The organism is Amphibacillus sp. Q70, from assembly GCF_052055485.1.
GTDB lineage: Bacteria > Bacillota > Bacilli > Bacillales > Amphibacillaceae > Amphibacillus.
This window is the reverse complement of the sequence record NZ_CP197171.1, coordinates 3,526,114-3,541,509: the sequence shown is the minus strand read 5'-3', so window position 1 is coordinate 3,541,509 and position 15,396 is coordinate 3,526,114. Positions and strand designations below refer to the sequence as shown.

General features: G+C 35.5%; 12 protein-coding genes and 2 tRNA genes. 12 read left to right on the top strand and 2 right to left on the bottom strand.

Going from position 1 to position 15,396, the window contains the following annotated elements:
• Positions 1–73: 73 nt before the first annotated feature.
• The 6 genes from rph to ACS127_RS16010 all read left to right on the top strand — a co-directional run bounded on the left by rph (position 74) and on the right by ACS127_RS16010 (position 4,043).
• Positions 74–823: a ribonuclease PH gene (rph, locus tag ACS127_RS16035; protein WP_440896022.1), complete on the top strand. Its 750-nt coding sequence runs from the start codon at positions 74–76 to the stop codon at positions 821–823.
• A gap of 3 nt (positions 824–826) precedes the next feature.
• Positions 827–1,435 (top strand): XTP/dITP diphosphatase, encoded by a 609-nt coding sequence (locus ACS127_RS16030; RefSeq protein WP_440896021.1) that lies wholly within the window; start codon positions 827–829, stop codon positions 1,433–1,435.
• A 1-nt stretch (position 1,436) separates the two neighbouring features.
• The gene (locus tag ACS127_RS16025; protein ID WP_440896020.1) at positions 1,437–1,955 is read left to right on the top strand and encodes a metallophosphoesterase family protein; all 519 of its coding nucleotides are present in this window, start codon (positions 1,437–1,439) and stop codon (positions 1,953–1,955) included.
• A 180-nt stretch (positions 1,956–2,135) separates the two neighbouring features.
• Entirely contained in the window at positions 2,136–3,443 is a 1,308-nt protein-coding gene (locus tag ACS127_RS16020; RefSeq protein WP_440896019.1) for a transposase family protein, read from the top strand.
• Positions 3,444–3,890: 447 nt separating this feature from the next.
• Positions 3,891–3,964: transfer RNA gene (locus tag ACS127_RS16015), tRNA-Gly, on the top strand.
• 5 nt (positions 3,965–3,969) lie between these two features.
• A tRNA-Arg gene (locus ACS127_RS16010) sits at positions 3,970–4,043 on the top strand.
• A 264-nt stretch (positions 4,044–4,307) separates the two neighbouring features.
• On the opposite strand, the gene ACS127_RS16005 is transcribed toward ACS127_RS16010, so the two are convergent.
• Complete coding sequence (locus ACS127_RS16005; protein WP_440896018.1) at positions 4,308–4,487, bottom strand: H-type small acid-soluble spore protein; 180 nt, start codon at positions 4,485–4,487, stop codon at positions 4,308–4,310.
• Positions 4,488–4,850: 363 nt separating this feature from the next.
• Between ACS127_RS16005 and ACS127_RS16000 the strand changes: the two genes are divergently transcribed.
• From ACS127_RS16000 to yihA, 5 genes are all read left to right on the top strand, one after another.
• Positions 4,851–5,837: a DUF3196 family protein gene (locus tag ACS127_RS16000; protein ID WP_440896017.1), complete on the top strand. Its 987-nt coding sequence runs from the start codon at positions 4,851–4,853 to the stop codon at positions 5,835–5,837.
• A 193-nt stretch (positions 5,838–6,030) separates the two neighbouring features.
• Positions 6,031–7,317 (top strand): trigger factor, encoded by a 1,287-nt coding sequence (gene tig, locus ACS127_RS15995; protein ID WP_440896016.1) that lies wholly within the window; start codon positions 6,031–6,033, stop codon positions 7,315–7,317.
• A gap of 337 nt (positions 7,318–7,654) precedes the next feature.
• Positions 7,655–8,926, top strand: coding sequence for an ATP-dependent protease ATP-binding subunit ClpX (gene clpX, locus ACS127_RS15990; RefSeq protein ID WP_440896015.1), 1,272 nt, complete (start codon positions 7,655–7,657; stop codon positions 8,924–8,926).
• A gap of 125 nt (positions 8,927–9,051) precedes the next feature.
• Positions 9,052–11,373, top strand: coding sequence for an endopeptidase La (gene lon / locus ACS127_RS15985; protein ID WP_440896014.1), 2,322 nt, complete (start codon positions 9,052–9,054; stop codon positions 11,371–11,373).
• 1 nt (position 11,374) lies between these two features.
• On the top strand, positions 11,375–11,959 hold the full coding sequence (gene yihA / locus ACS127_RS15980) for a ribosome biogenesis GTP-binding protein YihA/YsxC (protein WP_440896013.1): 585 nt from the start codon (positions 11,375–11,377) through the stop codon (positions 11,957–11,959).
• Positions 11,960–12,600: 641 nt separating this feature from the next.
• Here yihA and ACS127_RS15975 read toward each other — a convergent pair.
• Positions 12,601–13,083, bottom strand: a complete 483-nt coding sequence (locus ACS127_RS15975; protein ID WP_440896012.1) for a LiaI-LiaF-like domain-containing protein — start codon at positions 13,081–13,083, stop codon at positions 12,601–12,603.
• Between the two features lie 464 nt (positions 13,084–13,547).
• Here ACS127_RS15975 and spoVID point away from each other — a divergent pair, with 464 nt between their 5' ends.
• A complete protein-coding gene (spoVID, locus tag ACS127_RS15970) occupies positions 13,548–14,531 on the top strand; it encodes a stage VI sporulation protein D (RefSeq protein ID WP_440896011.1) in 984 nt (327 codons plus the stop codon).
• The last annotated feature ends 865 nt before the right edge of the window (positions 14,532–15,396 follow it).

Here is a 15,396-nt window from a genome sequence, read left to right as displayed (position 1 = left end):
AAAAATTGGAATGAAATTAAACGAATGAGCAGAAAATATGTTACGATTATGTTGAAAGAAGGAGGAAGATTAAATGAGACCCAACGATAGAAAGCTAGATGAATTAAGACCTATTACAATCAATACAGAATTCACCAAACATGCAGAGGGTTCCGTTCTAATTACAGTGGGTGACACAAAGGTAATTTGTAACGCAAGTATTGAGGACCGTGTCCCACCATTTTTACGTGGCCAAGGGAAAGGGTGGATTACAGCAGAATATGCTATGCTCCCAAGAGCGACAGAGCAGCGGAATATTAGAGAATCCTCAAAAGGAAAAGTGTCTGGTCGAACGATGGAAATCCAACGTTTAATTGGTCGTGCTTTAAGAGCAATTGTTGATTTGGATAAAATAGGAGAACGAACCATTTGGATTGATTGTGATGTCATTCAGGCAGATGGTGGAACTAGAACAGCAGCCATTACAGGAGCTTTCGTCGCACTGGTTCTTGCTATAGGAAAATTAATCAAAAAAAACCTCATTAAAGAAATGCCGATTACAAATTATTTAGCAGCTATTTCTGTTGGGATCATGCCAGATGGAAATGCATGCCTTGATCTAGAGTATGTTGAAGATTCAGAAGCAAATGTAGATATGAATATTGTCATGACAGGTGAAAAGGAATTTGTTGAAGTACAAGGAACAGGTGAAGAGGCTACCTTCTCACTAGATCAATTGCATAAAATGTTACAATTAGCGGAAAAAGGCATTGAACAGATTTTTAACTTACAAAAAGAAGCATTAAAGGATCTTGCAGAATTATTAGCAAAAAAAGAGGACTAATTGATGAAAAAAATTTTAATCGCAACAAAAAATCAAGGAAAAGTTGAAGATTTTAGAACAATATTTAATAAAGATCAAATTGAAGTTATATCTCTACTGGATTTGGAATCACCCATTGATGATATTGAGGAAACAGGAGAAACCTTTGCTGAAAATGCTATCCTTAAGGCAGAAACCATTGCTAAAAAAATGAATATCCCTGTTTTAGCAGATGATTCTGGTTTATCCATTGATCACTTAAATGGTCGTCCAGGTGTTTATTCTGCTCGTTATGCGGGTATGGAAAAGGAAGATCAAAAAAATTGTCAAAAGGTATTAAGTGAACTCGAAGGGGTTACATATGAAGATCGGACCGCACAATTTGTCTGTGCACTTGCATTTGCTATTCCAGAAAAAGAAACAATTGTAAAGTATGGAACATGTGAGGGGCATATTGCCAATCAACCGATTGGTGAAAATGGTTTTGGTTATGACCCCATATTTATTCCAATTGGTTATGATCGAACGATGGCACAATTATCAAAAGAGGATAAAAGTGCGATCAGTCATCGTGGTCAAGCCATAAAAGAATTGACAACATGGTTAGAATTACAGAAAAAGGTAGGTTTTTAAGATGCCAAAGGTTTTAATTGTTAGTGATAGTCACGGTTGGTCGAAGGAATTGGCGATATTAAAGAATCGCTATCAAGGTAAAGTGGATCAAATGATTCACTGTGGTGATTCAGAGCTTGATTATCATCAAAAGGAAATAAAAAATTTTCAAAGAGTAGCTGGAAATACAGATTATGATCCAGAGTTTCCTGATGAGCTGACTTTTGATGTTAAGGGCACAACATTTTTGGTTGCCCATGGACATATGCATAATATAAAAATGACGCTTACACCAATTACATACCGTGCAGATGAGCTCCATGCCAAGATTATTTGTTATGGTCATTCCCACCTTGCAGGAGTTACTCAGATTGACAATAAACTTGTTATTAATCCTGGAAGTATTCGACTCCCACGAGGAAGACGCGAAGAAACATATGCAATCTTGGAATGGGATGACAGCAAACAATATAATGTCCACTTCTATCAATTAAATGGTAATGAGGTAAAGGATTTAGCTTTTTCAACGCTTTTAGATTAATGGAAAGAGAGAGCCAAATAAGATTTAGCTCTCTTTTTTTAATTCTAATATTACACAGCTATGAAGAGTAAAAATTTTTCGAGATAAATTCAATGATATACCTCCCAAAAATATGCTGATTAAGTAATAACAACATGGTAGAATTACTATAATATCAGCATATACAGGAGGTTTTTAATCGTGATAACGAGAAAAGAAAAACGAGAAGCAGAAAAGGATAAAAAGTATTTTTTCGAGTTCATGAAAATCCAGAATCATTTTTGTAAGGATTTAAATAAGAAATTAAAACAAGTCAAAGATCCAAGGCATCCAAGCTATATTACGTATCACCCAGATGTTATTTTAATGATGGTTATGATGAAAAATGCAGCGAGTCTAGAGTCGATGCGGGAAATGACAGATGCATTTAATGCAGATAACTGTATAGAAAATCTATCAAAACTGCTGGGAATAGAAAGCCTGAAAGAGTTACCACACTATGATACGGTGAACGATTTCCTGTCGCGCTTAGATATGAAGGAACTTGAAAACATTCGGACTTACATGGTGAAAGAACTCCTCCATAAGAAGTGCTTTTATGATTATCGGATAGACGGTAAATATTGGGGAATCGTCATAGATGGAACCGGACTGTTCACCTTTCGAGAAAAGCATTGTGAGCATTGCTTGAAACGGACATATAAGAACGAAGAAACCGGAGAAAATAAGACGATATATATGCATCATGTTTTGGAAGCAAAGCTCGTAGTTGGAGACATGGTTTTCAGTATAGCATCCGAATTTATTGAGAACGAATCAGAAGATGTAGACAAACAAGATTGTGAACGAAATGCTTTTTACCGGATGGCGAAGAAGCTAAAAAACACATTTAAACGGCTGCCAATTTGTATGATCGCAGACAGCCTATATGCATGTGAAAACGTCTTTCAGCTATGCGACATAAATAAATGGAAGTACTTGATCAGGTTCAAAGAAGGAAGCATTCCATCAGTCATGAGAGAATTTCAGAATCTGAAAGTATGGAAAGACAGCCCTACTTATGAAGGGATTTCATGGGTGAATGGCATATCTTACAACGAACGAACGGTGAATGTATTAGAATTTGCGGAAGAAAAGGAGAAGGAGAAAAAAACATTTACGTATATGACCAATATCAACGTAGAAAAGAAAAACGCAAAGGGGCTCATTAACGGAGGCAGAAGCCGTTGGAAAATTGAAAATGAAGGATTCAATACACAAAAGAATATTCGCTACTACATTCAACACGCGAACAGTCATGAGTATCAAGCGATGAAGAATCACTATCTTCTAACACAAATAACCGACATACTGGTTCAACTTTTTGAGAAGGGTTCAAAAATCATGAAGACAGACAAGAAAAGGATAAAGAAAAAGGCCTCTAATCTGTTAAGAGCATTCCAGACTCAAACAATAACAGAAGAGGACCTCATAGACCTAGAGAAACCTATTCAAGTAAGGTTTACCTAGTAATTAAATTATAGCAAAGGTTGTGATAAGAAAAAAGTTAAAAATGAGTTATCCACAAAAAATAGCTAAATAACAGGAATTCTGTTCGTTTAGCTTCAAAAAACATGAATACCAATTGGAAAAATATAACAAATGTGGATAAGTTGATTTTCCAATTTACCTCAGGTTATTGATAGATTTACTCTTCATAGCTGAATATTACAAAAAATAATTGACAAGCCTGTTAAAAATGACTATAATAAATCTTGTCCGTTAAAAGAAAGCAATTCGAATGTATCATAAAAAAGAAAATGTGAATGTAGTTTAATGGTAAAATATCAGTCATGAGCGTTAACATCATTGAAATGATGACGAGTTGTCCGAAACACTAATATTTGTGAATAATCCCAATTCTGAAGGTCATGACAGAGTGATATACATAATAAGAGAAAATTCAATATTAATAATGCGGGTGTAGTTTAGTGGTAAAACCTCAGCCTTCCAAGCTGATGACGAGGGTTCGATTCCCTTCACCCGCTCCAAATATGTCCCAGTAGCTCAGCTGGATAGAGCAACGGCCTTCTAAGCCGTCGGTCGGGAGTTCGAATCTCTCCTGGGACGTTAGTAAAGCCTTACAACTACACTAGTTGTGAGGTTTTTGTTTTCATATCTGGAAGTTACTTTTGACTTTAGTAATTAACAGATGACTATGTTAAGTTTTTTGATTCAATTATATTATTTTATACGTTTATTTAGAATGCAAACCATACTTTAACCAAACCATCGTCCTCTATGATTTAACTGTCTGTAGAGGATCGATGGTTAATTTTAACTATCAAGATTAATCATAAGCTTAGATCATTCTTACAGTTTAGCTCTATTTAATTAATGCTCCACTAGCTTGTTGACGGGTACGCTTATTTTCTTTTCTGGATTATCTAATGGGTGAATCGTTGCCAATTTTTGATCTTGATCGACGTGTTCAATATATACTTTTTCATTTTCAAAAGTGACGTTAATCATATCAGGAATCATCACGATTTCCTGAGCACGTTCTGGATTCATTTTTTCAACTCCTTTCGCTTGTTTCTATGTTAATATTTACAATGATTTCTGGTTCATACATCGATTAGGATTTAAGCAATTTGTGAAGACTTGACATTTTAGCTTATAATTATATTTCACCTTAAAAAAGTGATTAAGTCATAAAGTAGACTGATAAAGAATAAAAATTTTTTATGATGACTTATTGAATATTGTCTGCCTCTTTGTTTGATGTTAGCTTTACAGTCAGTAAACCTACCGTCAAGTTATTTATTGGGAAATTAGTCTAATTACTCAAGATGCAGAATGGTTTGAATTCTTAATTTTGGGGAAATAATGAACAAAGACTAAATTATTTTATAGAGATAGAAAGGAGGGGGTAGAATGAACGAGCAACATAATAATATTGTTTTGTTTCCTAAGCAGAGGCAAGAACTCGAACAAACTGCTTTTTACGCTATGCAAGAAAAAAAGTATGAAAAAGCCTTAACCTTTTTTGATCAGTTGATTGATTATGGCGTAAATGATCAAGAGGTTGTCTTAGGGAAACTAACGAGTTTGATTGAATTAGGCAGACAACGTGAAGCAGAAGAAATGTGCGAGGAATTAATTGCACAGAAAGATGAAAATTATTTTTCATACATAAATGTATATGCAACATTCTTATTTCAATTTCACAAACATAAAGATGTAGCGCAATTATTAGAAGAAGCCCTGAGCTCTAAAAAAATACCAACAGCACTGAGAAGTCAATTGGAAAAGTTATATGATGTTAATCAACCCCTAGTTGATGAGCAAATTGAACAAGAAACCAAAATTACTAAACGTGAGCTAGTTGAGGCTTTTGAAATTAATGATACTTTAGCGCAATGGCACTTAGTCAATCATTTACAAAATACTGATATCGTACCATACATAAAATTGTTTGAGCAGATGCTCAAGAGTGAAAACGTCCATCCAGTGATAAAAACAGTGATTGTAGGACTTTTGCAGGCTAAATCAATTGATCAAGACTTTAAAGTGATCAAATTTGGCGCGGAAATTATGATTAATCCAAGCACATTTCCTTTTATGAGTGATCATCCTTTTAGAGAGGCCCTTAGAAAAGAGTTGGCTAATTATGAACAAGAAAATCCAACCTTTTATCAGCTTGCTGAGCAATTGATTGATCGTTATTTCTATGTACTTTATCCACTGTCACCAGAAATGTCAGAATTAAATGTGATTAAAGAAGCTATTATAGCGATTGTTCAGACCTCTTTTGAACAAAGAAATATAATCCCTGAAGACGATGGTTCGAAAAAAATTACCACCATGATGAATCAGATGATCGAAATTGAAAAGATCTATTTTTCGATCATGGAAGAGTAGCATCAGTATTTAAATAATTATTGACTTAGTTGATTTAAGAAATTCATGATTATGAATACTAAATGTTGAAACGGTGCATGTTTGTGTTATAATGAAATGGTTGTAATTTGCGTTCGGTCTTGTGCCAATATCAATGAATCATGAATGAACGGCAAATAGAAGTTATATATGTACTTAAATGGAGGGAAAACGAATGACGGCTAAATGGGAAAAAAAAGAAGGTAATCAAGGAACTCTAACCGTTGAAGTAGATGCAGAACAATTTAATGCTGCATTAGATGAAGCGTTTAAAAAAGTAGTAAAAGATGTGCAATTACCAGGTTTCCGTAAAGGAAGGGTACCAAGAGGATTATTCGAGCAACGCTTTGGTGTTGAGTCTTTATACCAAGATGCAGTGGATATAATTCTACCAGAAGCTTATTCAACTGCGGTTGATGAAACAGAGATTTCACCGGTAGACCAACCTGAAGTTGATATTACGCAAATTGAAAAAAATAAAACATTTATCTTTACAGCAGACGTTACGGTCAAGCCTGAAGTGACCTTAGGTGAATATAAAGGTCTTGAAGTAGAGGAAGAAGATGTAACGGTAACTGATGAAGATGTTGATCAAGACATTGAAAGCCAACGGCAAAGATTAGCTGAATTAGTTGTGAAAGAAGAAGGAGCTGTTGAAGAAGGTGACACTGTTGTCATCGATTTTGAAGGTTTTATTGATGGAGAAGCCTTTGAAGGTGGAGCAGGTGAAAATCATTCACTAGAAATTGGTTCTGGTTCATTCATTCCTGGCTTTGAAGAGCAATTGATTGGTAAAGAAAATGCTGCAGAAACAGAAGTAGAAGTGACTTTCCCTGAAGATTATCATGCAGAAGATCTTGCTGGAAAAGTTGCAACTTTTAAAGTGAAAATTCATGAAATTAAAGCAAAGGAATTACCTGAATTAGATGATGAATTTGCTAAGGATGTTGATGATGGAGTTGAATCATTAGCAGAACTTAAAGAAAAAACCAGAGAACGTTTAGAAGAGCAAAAGAAAACAGATGCTGAAAATCAAAAACGTGAATCATTGATTAATCAAGCTTCTGAAAATACTGAAATTGATATTCCAGAAGTGATGATTGAGACAGAATTAGATCGTATGCTTCGTGAATTTGAGCAACGTTTACAGCAACAAGGGATGACACTTGAAATGTATTCTCAATTCTCAGGTCAAGATGAGGAAGCTCTAAAAGAACAGATGAAAGAGGATGCAGCTAAACGTGTCAAAACAAATCTGGTCTTAGAAGCTATTGCTACTGAAGAAAATCTTGAAATAACTGAAGAAGATATTAATGAAGAGTTGGAATCTATGGCTAAGATGTATCAAATGGAAGTTGAGCAGTTGACTCAAATGCTTGGTGGAAACACAGATATGTTAAAAGAGGATTTGAAGTTTAAGAAAGCAATTGATTTCTTAGCAGACAATAGTAAAGTTAAATAAACAGATAGTTATTAGGAAACAAGGTGGTACATTATTCGCCTTGTTTTCTCTCATCATTATGTTTTACATAAGTGAAGGGGGACTAAAGTAACTCTTTCACCACCATTTTTTTAAATACATATGATAATATATATACTCCATTAAATTGTTTAATGTTTAGCCAAATTGGCAACACTAAAAAAGTATGCCTAAGAGCTATTGTTTTGCATCTGATTTTTTATTTGTTATGATGAATCCATAGGGAGAAACAAAGTGTAAGTTGTTTTTTTCTTAATAAGGGATTATTTTAAAACACAACATTATCAAAGTTTTGTTTAATATAGAGGGGTGAAGAAATTTGTATAAATTTAACGAAGAGAAAGGTCAGCTTAAATGTTCCTTTTGCGGTAAAAGCCAGGAACAAGTCCGTAAATTAGTGGCTGGACCTGGTGTTTATATATGTGATGAATGTATTGAGCTTTGTGCTGAGATCGTTGAAGAAGAATTAGGCATTGAAGAAGAAATTGAATTCACAGATGTACCTAAACCACAGGAAATTGCAGAGATTCTAAATGATTATGTTATTGGACAAAATAAAGCTAAGAAAAACCTTTCTGTTGCGGTTTACAATCATTATAAACGGATAAATGCGATGGACCATGCAGATGATGTTGAATTAGCGAAAAGTAATATCGCTATGATTGGACCGACAGGTAGTGGTAAGACATTACTCGCACAAACATTAGCGCGCATTTTAAATGTTCCTTTTGCGATAGCAGACGCAACGTCATTAACAGAAGCAGGTTATGTTGGGGAAGATGTTGAGAATATTCTTCTTAAACTGATTCAAGCAGCTGACTATGATGTTGAGAAGGCTGAGAAAGGGATTATTTATATTGATGAAATCGATAAAGTTGCCCGTAAATCTGAAAATCCATCCATTACGAGAGATGTTTCTGGTGAAGGGGTTCAACAAGCTTTATTGAAGATTCTTGAAGGGACAACAGCAAGTGTTCCACCACAAGGTGGTCGTAAGCATCCACATCAAGAGTTTATTCAAATTGATACAACAAATATTTTGTTTATCGTGGGTGGGGCATTTGATGGAATTGATCAAATTGTCAAAGGCCGTTTAGGTAAGAAAGTGATCGGTTTTGACGCTGAATCTGAAACGAGTCAGTTAGATAAAGGTCAATTGTTGCAAAAAGTATTGCCTGAAGATTTATTGAAATTTGGTTTAATTCCTGAATTTATTGGACGTCTACCTATAATCGGTAGCTTAGAACCACTTGATCAAGACGCCTTAATCGACATTTTAACGAAACCAAAAAATGCTTTGGTCAAACAATATAAGCGTTTATTCCAAATGGATGATGTTGAGTTAGAATTTGAAGATAATGCATTAAAAGCAATTGCTAAAAAGGCAATGGAGCGCAAGACAGGTGCCCGTGGCTTACGTTCAATTATTGAAACGATTATGTTGGATGTGATGTTTGAATTGCCTTCACGTGCGGATATTAAAAGATGTATTATTACAAAAGAAACCGTTGAACTTGATAACGGCCGTCCAAAACTACTGTTAGAAGACGGATCACTAATCGTGGAAGAAGAACCAAAAGAAAGTGCTTAATTTACATGATTAACAATCCCTTGTTGTAATAGCAAGGGATTTTCTTCTTCTAACATACCTTTATTTTTTAAAAAATGGATTATTACTATCGGCTGTGGCATGATACATATACGGAGGTCATTTTTATGAATGAAGATAATCAAATATCCTTACCCCTTCTTCCCCTAAGAGGCTTGGTTGTTTACCCAGCAGTTGTAATGCACTTAGACATTGGAAGAAAAGCTTCAGTCGAAGCTCTGGATATGGCTATGATGCAAGATCGTAAAATATTGCTTGTTTCTCAAAAGGAAAGTGCGGTTAAAGAGCCGAAGCAAGATGATTTATATGAAATAGGAACGATGGCTTATGTTAAACAAATGTTAAAATTACCGAATGGAACAATTCGGGTTTTAATTGAGGGGATTAATCGTGCAGAAGTTATTCGTTATGCTCAACAAACCCCTTATATGTTTGTTGAGGTTGAAGTTTTAACTGAACAACTGATTTCAGATGAAACTAAATATGCTGCCTTAATGCGAATGCTACTTGAACAATTTAAAAAATATGTGGGCTTATCAGCTAAATTGTCGAAAGAAACATATGAAAGTGTTATGGATATTGATGATTTGTCTAGATTAACAGATGTGATCAGTTCGCATCTGCCACTCAAATTATCCATTAAACAGCTTTTATTAGAAACGGCGAATTTAGAAGAGCGCGCCCAACAATTGATTGAGTTGATTTCAAATGAGCAGGAAGTCCTCAAACTTGAACAAAAAATTGGTCGTCGAGTGAAAAAATCAATCGAACAAACACAAAAAGAATATTACTTACGTGAACAAATGAAAGCCATTCAAAAGGAACTCGGCGATAAAGATGGCAAGACAGGTGAAATCGCTGATCTACAAGAAAAAATTGAGCAAAGTGATATGCCTGAGCGAATTTTACATGTTGCCTATAAAGAATTAAATCGCTACGAGCGTATCCCTCAGACATCAGCAGAAAGTTCAGTCATTCGAAACTATTTAGATTGGCTGATTTCACTGCCTTGGACAAAAGAGACAGAAGACCATTTGGATGTTAATCAAGCAGAATTCATTTTAGACGAAGACCATTATGGTTTAGAAAAGGTGAAAGAACGTGTGCTCGAACACTTAGCTGTTCAGCAGTTGACAAAAAGTCTGCGGGGTCCCATTCTATGCTTAGTTGGACCACCAGGTGTTGGAAAAACATCATTGGCAAAGTCTATTGCCCGGGCAATAAACCGACGTTTTGTTCGGATGTCCTTGGGCGGTGTACGAGATGAAGCGGAAATTAGAGGGCATCGTCGAACGTATGTAGGTGCAATGCCTGGTCGAATTATTCAAGGAATGAAAAAAGCAGGGACAATCAATCCTGTTATTCTATTAGATGAAATGGATAAGATGGCAAATGATTTTAGAGGGGATCCGGCGTCTGCAATGTTAGAGGTTTTAGATCCAGAACAAAATAATCAATTTAGCGATCATTTTATCGAAGAAACGTATGATTTGAGTCATGTTATGTTTATCGGAACAGCAAATAATCTACAATCGATTCCACGGCCGTTACTTGATCGAATGGAGATTATTTCAATTCCGGGTTACACGGAGTTGGAAAAACAGCATATTGCAAAAGAACACTTAATTCCGAAACAGTTAAAAGCACATGGATTAGGAAAAAGTCAATTACAAATTCGTGATGAAGCCTTGACCCATTTGATTCGTCGTTATTCCCGTGAAGCTGGCGTTCGACAATTAGAGCGTCAAATTGCTGCTATTTGTCGTAAAGCAACGAAAATATACGTTTCAGAGCAAAAAAAACGAGTGGTTGTAACAAAGAAGCAATTAGAAAAAATATTGGGCAAACCAATTTATCGTTATGGTATGATGGAAACAGAAGATCAAATTGGCACAGCGACGGGTTTAGCTTATACGGCAGCTGGGGGCGATACGCTATCGATTGAAGTGAGTATTGTCCCAGGCAAAGGAAAGCTATCCTTAACTGGTAAGTTAGGTGATGTCATGAAGGAATCGGCTTATGCTGCTTTAAGCTATATTCGTTCGAGGGCGGAGGAATTATCGATTGATCCAACTTTTCATCAAAAGCATGATATTCATATTCATGTTCCTGAAGGAGCAACGCCAAAAGATGGACCTTCAGCTGGAATTACCATTGCAACAGCACTCGTATCAAGTTTAACGAATCGACCAGTTAAAAAGGAAGTCGGTATGACAGGAGAAATTACATTACGGGGCCGTGTTTTACCGATTGGTGGCTTAAAAGAAAAAACTTTAAGTGCTCATCGTGCTGGACTAACAACGATTATTTTACCTAAAGATAATGAAAAGGATTTAGTAGACATTCCAAAAAGCGTCCAAGAATCACTCACATTTATTGCTGTCAGTCATTTAGATCAAGTTTTAGAGTACGCACTCGTGGAGGTGTAGAATGAAGGTAACACAATCAGATATTACGATTAGTGCTGTTTCACCCAAGCAATATCCAGCAGAGGGCTTGCCGGAAATTGCTCTTGCAGGGCGTTCAAATGTCGGTAAATCATCTTTTATTAATAAAATGATTAATCGAAAAGCATTAGCTCGAACGTCTTCAAAACCAGGAAAAACGCAAACATTAAACTTTTATCTTATCAATGAGTTTTTTCATTTTGTTGATGTTCCTGGCTATGGCTATGCCAAAGTATCGAAGAAGGAACGAGAAGCTTGGGGCAAAATGATGGAAACGTATTTTTCAGATCGTAAGAACTTAAAAGCTGCGGTATTAATTGTCGATATTAGACACCAACCCACTGAGGATGATGTGACAATGTATGACTTTTTAAAGCATTATCAAATCCCGGTGCTAATTATTGCAACAAAATTAGATAAGATAAAAAAAGGACAAGTTAATAAACAGTTAAAAATGATTGGGGAAAAATTACGAATAGAAGCTGATGATCAAATTATTCCTTTTTCAGCAGAAACTGCCCAAGGTAAGGATATAGCTTGGAAAGTAATTGAATCATATTTAAAATAATTAGAAAAACTCGTTTGCGTTCATTCTTTGAGCAAAACGAGTTTTTTATTTGTAACTTAAAGTTTTTCATTTCGTTGAATGTTTTTCTTGAGGGTTCAGAGTAAGAAAGACGTTTATCACAGCTAACTGTCCGAAAAACTCGGGCCAACACGAGGTTGGTCACACAAGCGTTTTCGCAGGACGCGAAGATGTTAGCTTGTGTTCCTTAACAATTAGTGGGAGCTAGGGGAATGCAGATTAAAACCGTCACCTCCTGGGACTTAGAATAAGAAAACCACTTATTCTTGCGGTGTAAAGCTTCGTAGTTTTCCTTAGTGCGGTTACTCGCCCCACCGGAACCATATGCATGACCTCCATCCTGAGGCCCAACTCCCACTGGTTGAAATTTCGTTTTATGCTTGCACTGTCTAAAAACCTAAGATGTTACTGGTGATAGTATAAGAAAATCCCAGGCTTTCGCTATAAAGCCTGGGTAATAAGCCAGGTTTTTCTTACGATGTAAATGCTCTGTGGCTATTTTTAGTACGGTTATTTGTTTTACATAAATTGGATCTACTTTTACTCGTCCCATCGAAAAAATTGTGAAATTTCATATCTCTCTATGGGAGCAAAAGGTTGGTAGATGTTGCTTAACATGCCACTTATTTTCTTTTGAATAATAGATAGACCCCAAACACAATTAAGCCAATTGGCCAATAATTTTCTAATAAACTTATGAATTGATGGACGGATTGTGAGAATTGACTATTTGTAATTGATAACAACATAAATAAGCCAATAAAAAGTATGATTAAGCCTGGATAAAGACCAACTTTTGTTTTCTGATATCGAATTAAAAAGGCTAGCCCAATAATAATCGCATAAATACTCCAATGCTCAACCCAATTGGGATAAATAGCTACAGCATGGAAGTGAACGCCTAACCCAAGTAAAATAACGCCTGGGAAAAGCTTATCATAATCACGGCTTAAATAACTATGTATTAACAAGCTAACACCAAGTAAGATCAAAAGGGTGGGCCAAGTGGAGAAGTTTGATAGAAATGGAATATGCCATTGCTGTAACAAGAAATATAAACCGGCACCAATTAGAATATAGGCAGTTAAATAATTTTGCTTACGCATCAAGGTCACCTAACTTTAATTAATATAGTTCAGAGCATTTATTAAATCTTCATTGGTAATCTCTTTATATTTTATCAGATTGATTTAAATTTGCCTAATTAAATATGCTTCACTTAAGGACAGAATTATACCATTCAATCAAGCGGTCATGATCATTTAAATAGGAGATTTCCTTCGCTTCCTCAAGCATAATATAGGCTAAGAATCATATATTTGTTATAGAGGACGTGTATCGTTGTAGTTTAGGAACATGAAATTTAATTCAGTAGCGGAGTAGAAGTTACTAAAATTTTTACGTCCAAAGGATAAGAAAAACTAGTGCAAGTATACTCGTCATGTTGCAGGTCATTCCAGCGGCGTGGGACTTCTTAAAACTACACAGCATTTATTTAAGATGTTGGTCATCCATGGAACTGTTTTTAAAAGACGAGAGAATACGAGTTTTTCTAAAAGGAGGAAAGTTAATGACAGACAAAGAGGTAAAGCCATTTCAATTTGATTTAACTGAAACGTTATTTTTTCATAGAAATGAAGGCGTCTCAGAAATGCTAGGTATTGGACTTGATCCTGAAATTTCAATTGAATCACGCCCAGATCATGTAGTCGTTCGAGGTATTATTGCTTTGACGGGTGAGTATCTACCTGTTTTTGTTGATGATCAAAGTGAAGTGGAGGATTACGAAGATGTACAATCTCGTTATTTTAAACGAGTGGAGCGTGATGAAGAGGGGATTTGTGAATTTCTTCATCATTTTCCGATTGATATTTCGATTCCTCATGAACGAGTGAAAAATTTGGAAGATTTAACGGTCAGCATTGATCACTTTGATTATTATATACCTGATGCACGTAAATTAGAATTAGAAGCAACTGTGCAAATTGATGGACTTGAATATAATAATGAAAGTGAAACAGAAACTGATATAGTAGACACACCAATAGAACCAGAAGTTGAAACAGATTCTGAACTTGAGTTAGTTGAAGATCAACGGATCCACTTTGATGTGAAAGTGAAGGAAGAAGAGACTGAATTAATAAATGAAAAAGAAGACATTGAAACAAAGCCTGACATCGTAGAAGAAAAAGTGATACCTTTTAAGCAAAGAGAAGAACCGGAATTAATTGAAGAGGCTCTAGATCAAGTAGAAATTAGAGAAGAAGTTGAAGAGTTTGAAGAGGTTGAAAAAGAAAACATAACGATAAATGAAGCCAAAGCAAGTCAGGAAGAAGAGCGAGTTCAGCAGCCTACTTATTTACTTGGTTTATTTGATCAAGATACGGATGAAGATGAGAGATATTCACAATTGAAGATGTATATTGTTCAAGAGGAAGATTCTTTGGAACAAATCGCAGAAAAGTATCAAATTAGTTTAGCAAAATTACAAAGGGCAAATCAATTAGAAGTTACATCTGTTCATCAAGGTCAAATTATTTATCTCCCGCAATAGACAATCTATCATAGATAACTACCCATAAACACGGGGCAACAATGGGTTTCGATGGGGCGAGTAGTCGCACTAAAGAAAGTTATGAAGTATTTGCAAGGTTAGAAAAACTTGGCTTATCGCCAAGTTTTTTTCTGACGAATGCCATCGTTTGACTTAGACGATCGCCAATCAAATCTTTTATTTCTTTGATCGTGCAGGAATAAGTGCCTTAATTGTATTCTAAAATCCATCCTGCTTGATGATTTATGTGATCTGTTTTTACGTGATCGAATGCAAAGCTTATCTTCTTTACATTGTCCAAACGTAGCGCAAAAGATTAGTGAGTATTAAAAGAGCTGTCACAAGATGTACATTTTGCAACAGCACTATCTTTGCTAATGATATTGTTATGTGAGTTCCTTCACCTTAAAATGGGATTATTAAGTCAAAAAACAGTACCTTTTTATCTACGCTTATTTATTTTTATAAGTTTCTTGAATGGAAAACCTCGCTTATTTTAGTGAGGTTACTAAAATCTTTAGTGGCATTCGAAAACAATGTAAATTGACATTCGATTGCTCTAGTCTACTGTTGCTTCTGTTAGGAAGACAATTTGCTAATCGCTCAAAATAGAAATGGACTGCGAATGGTAAAGCACATAAGAATCCCACTCGTCAAACCGTTAGACATAGAGCTAGCGGCTTTTGGTGTGGGAGTCTTAAAGTAGATCAAGATATAAAAGTATATAAACACCTATAAAAACAGCAAGTAAAAACATATCTAGTGTTGAGGGGAAAAGAACGGTTCGCACAATTTGTACGACACAGATAGGTATGAGGCTGCGCTCAATAATGACTAAGTATTCTCGAAACTCTGGAGGAATTCG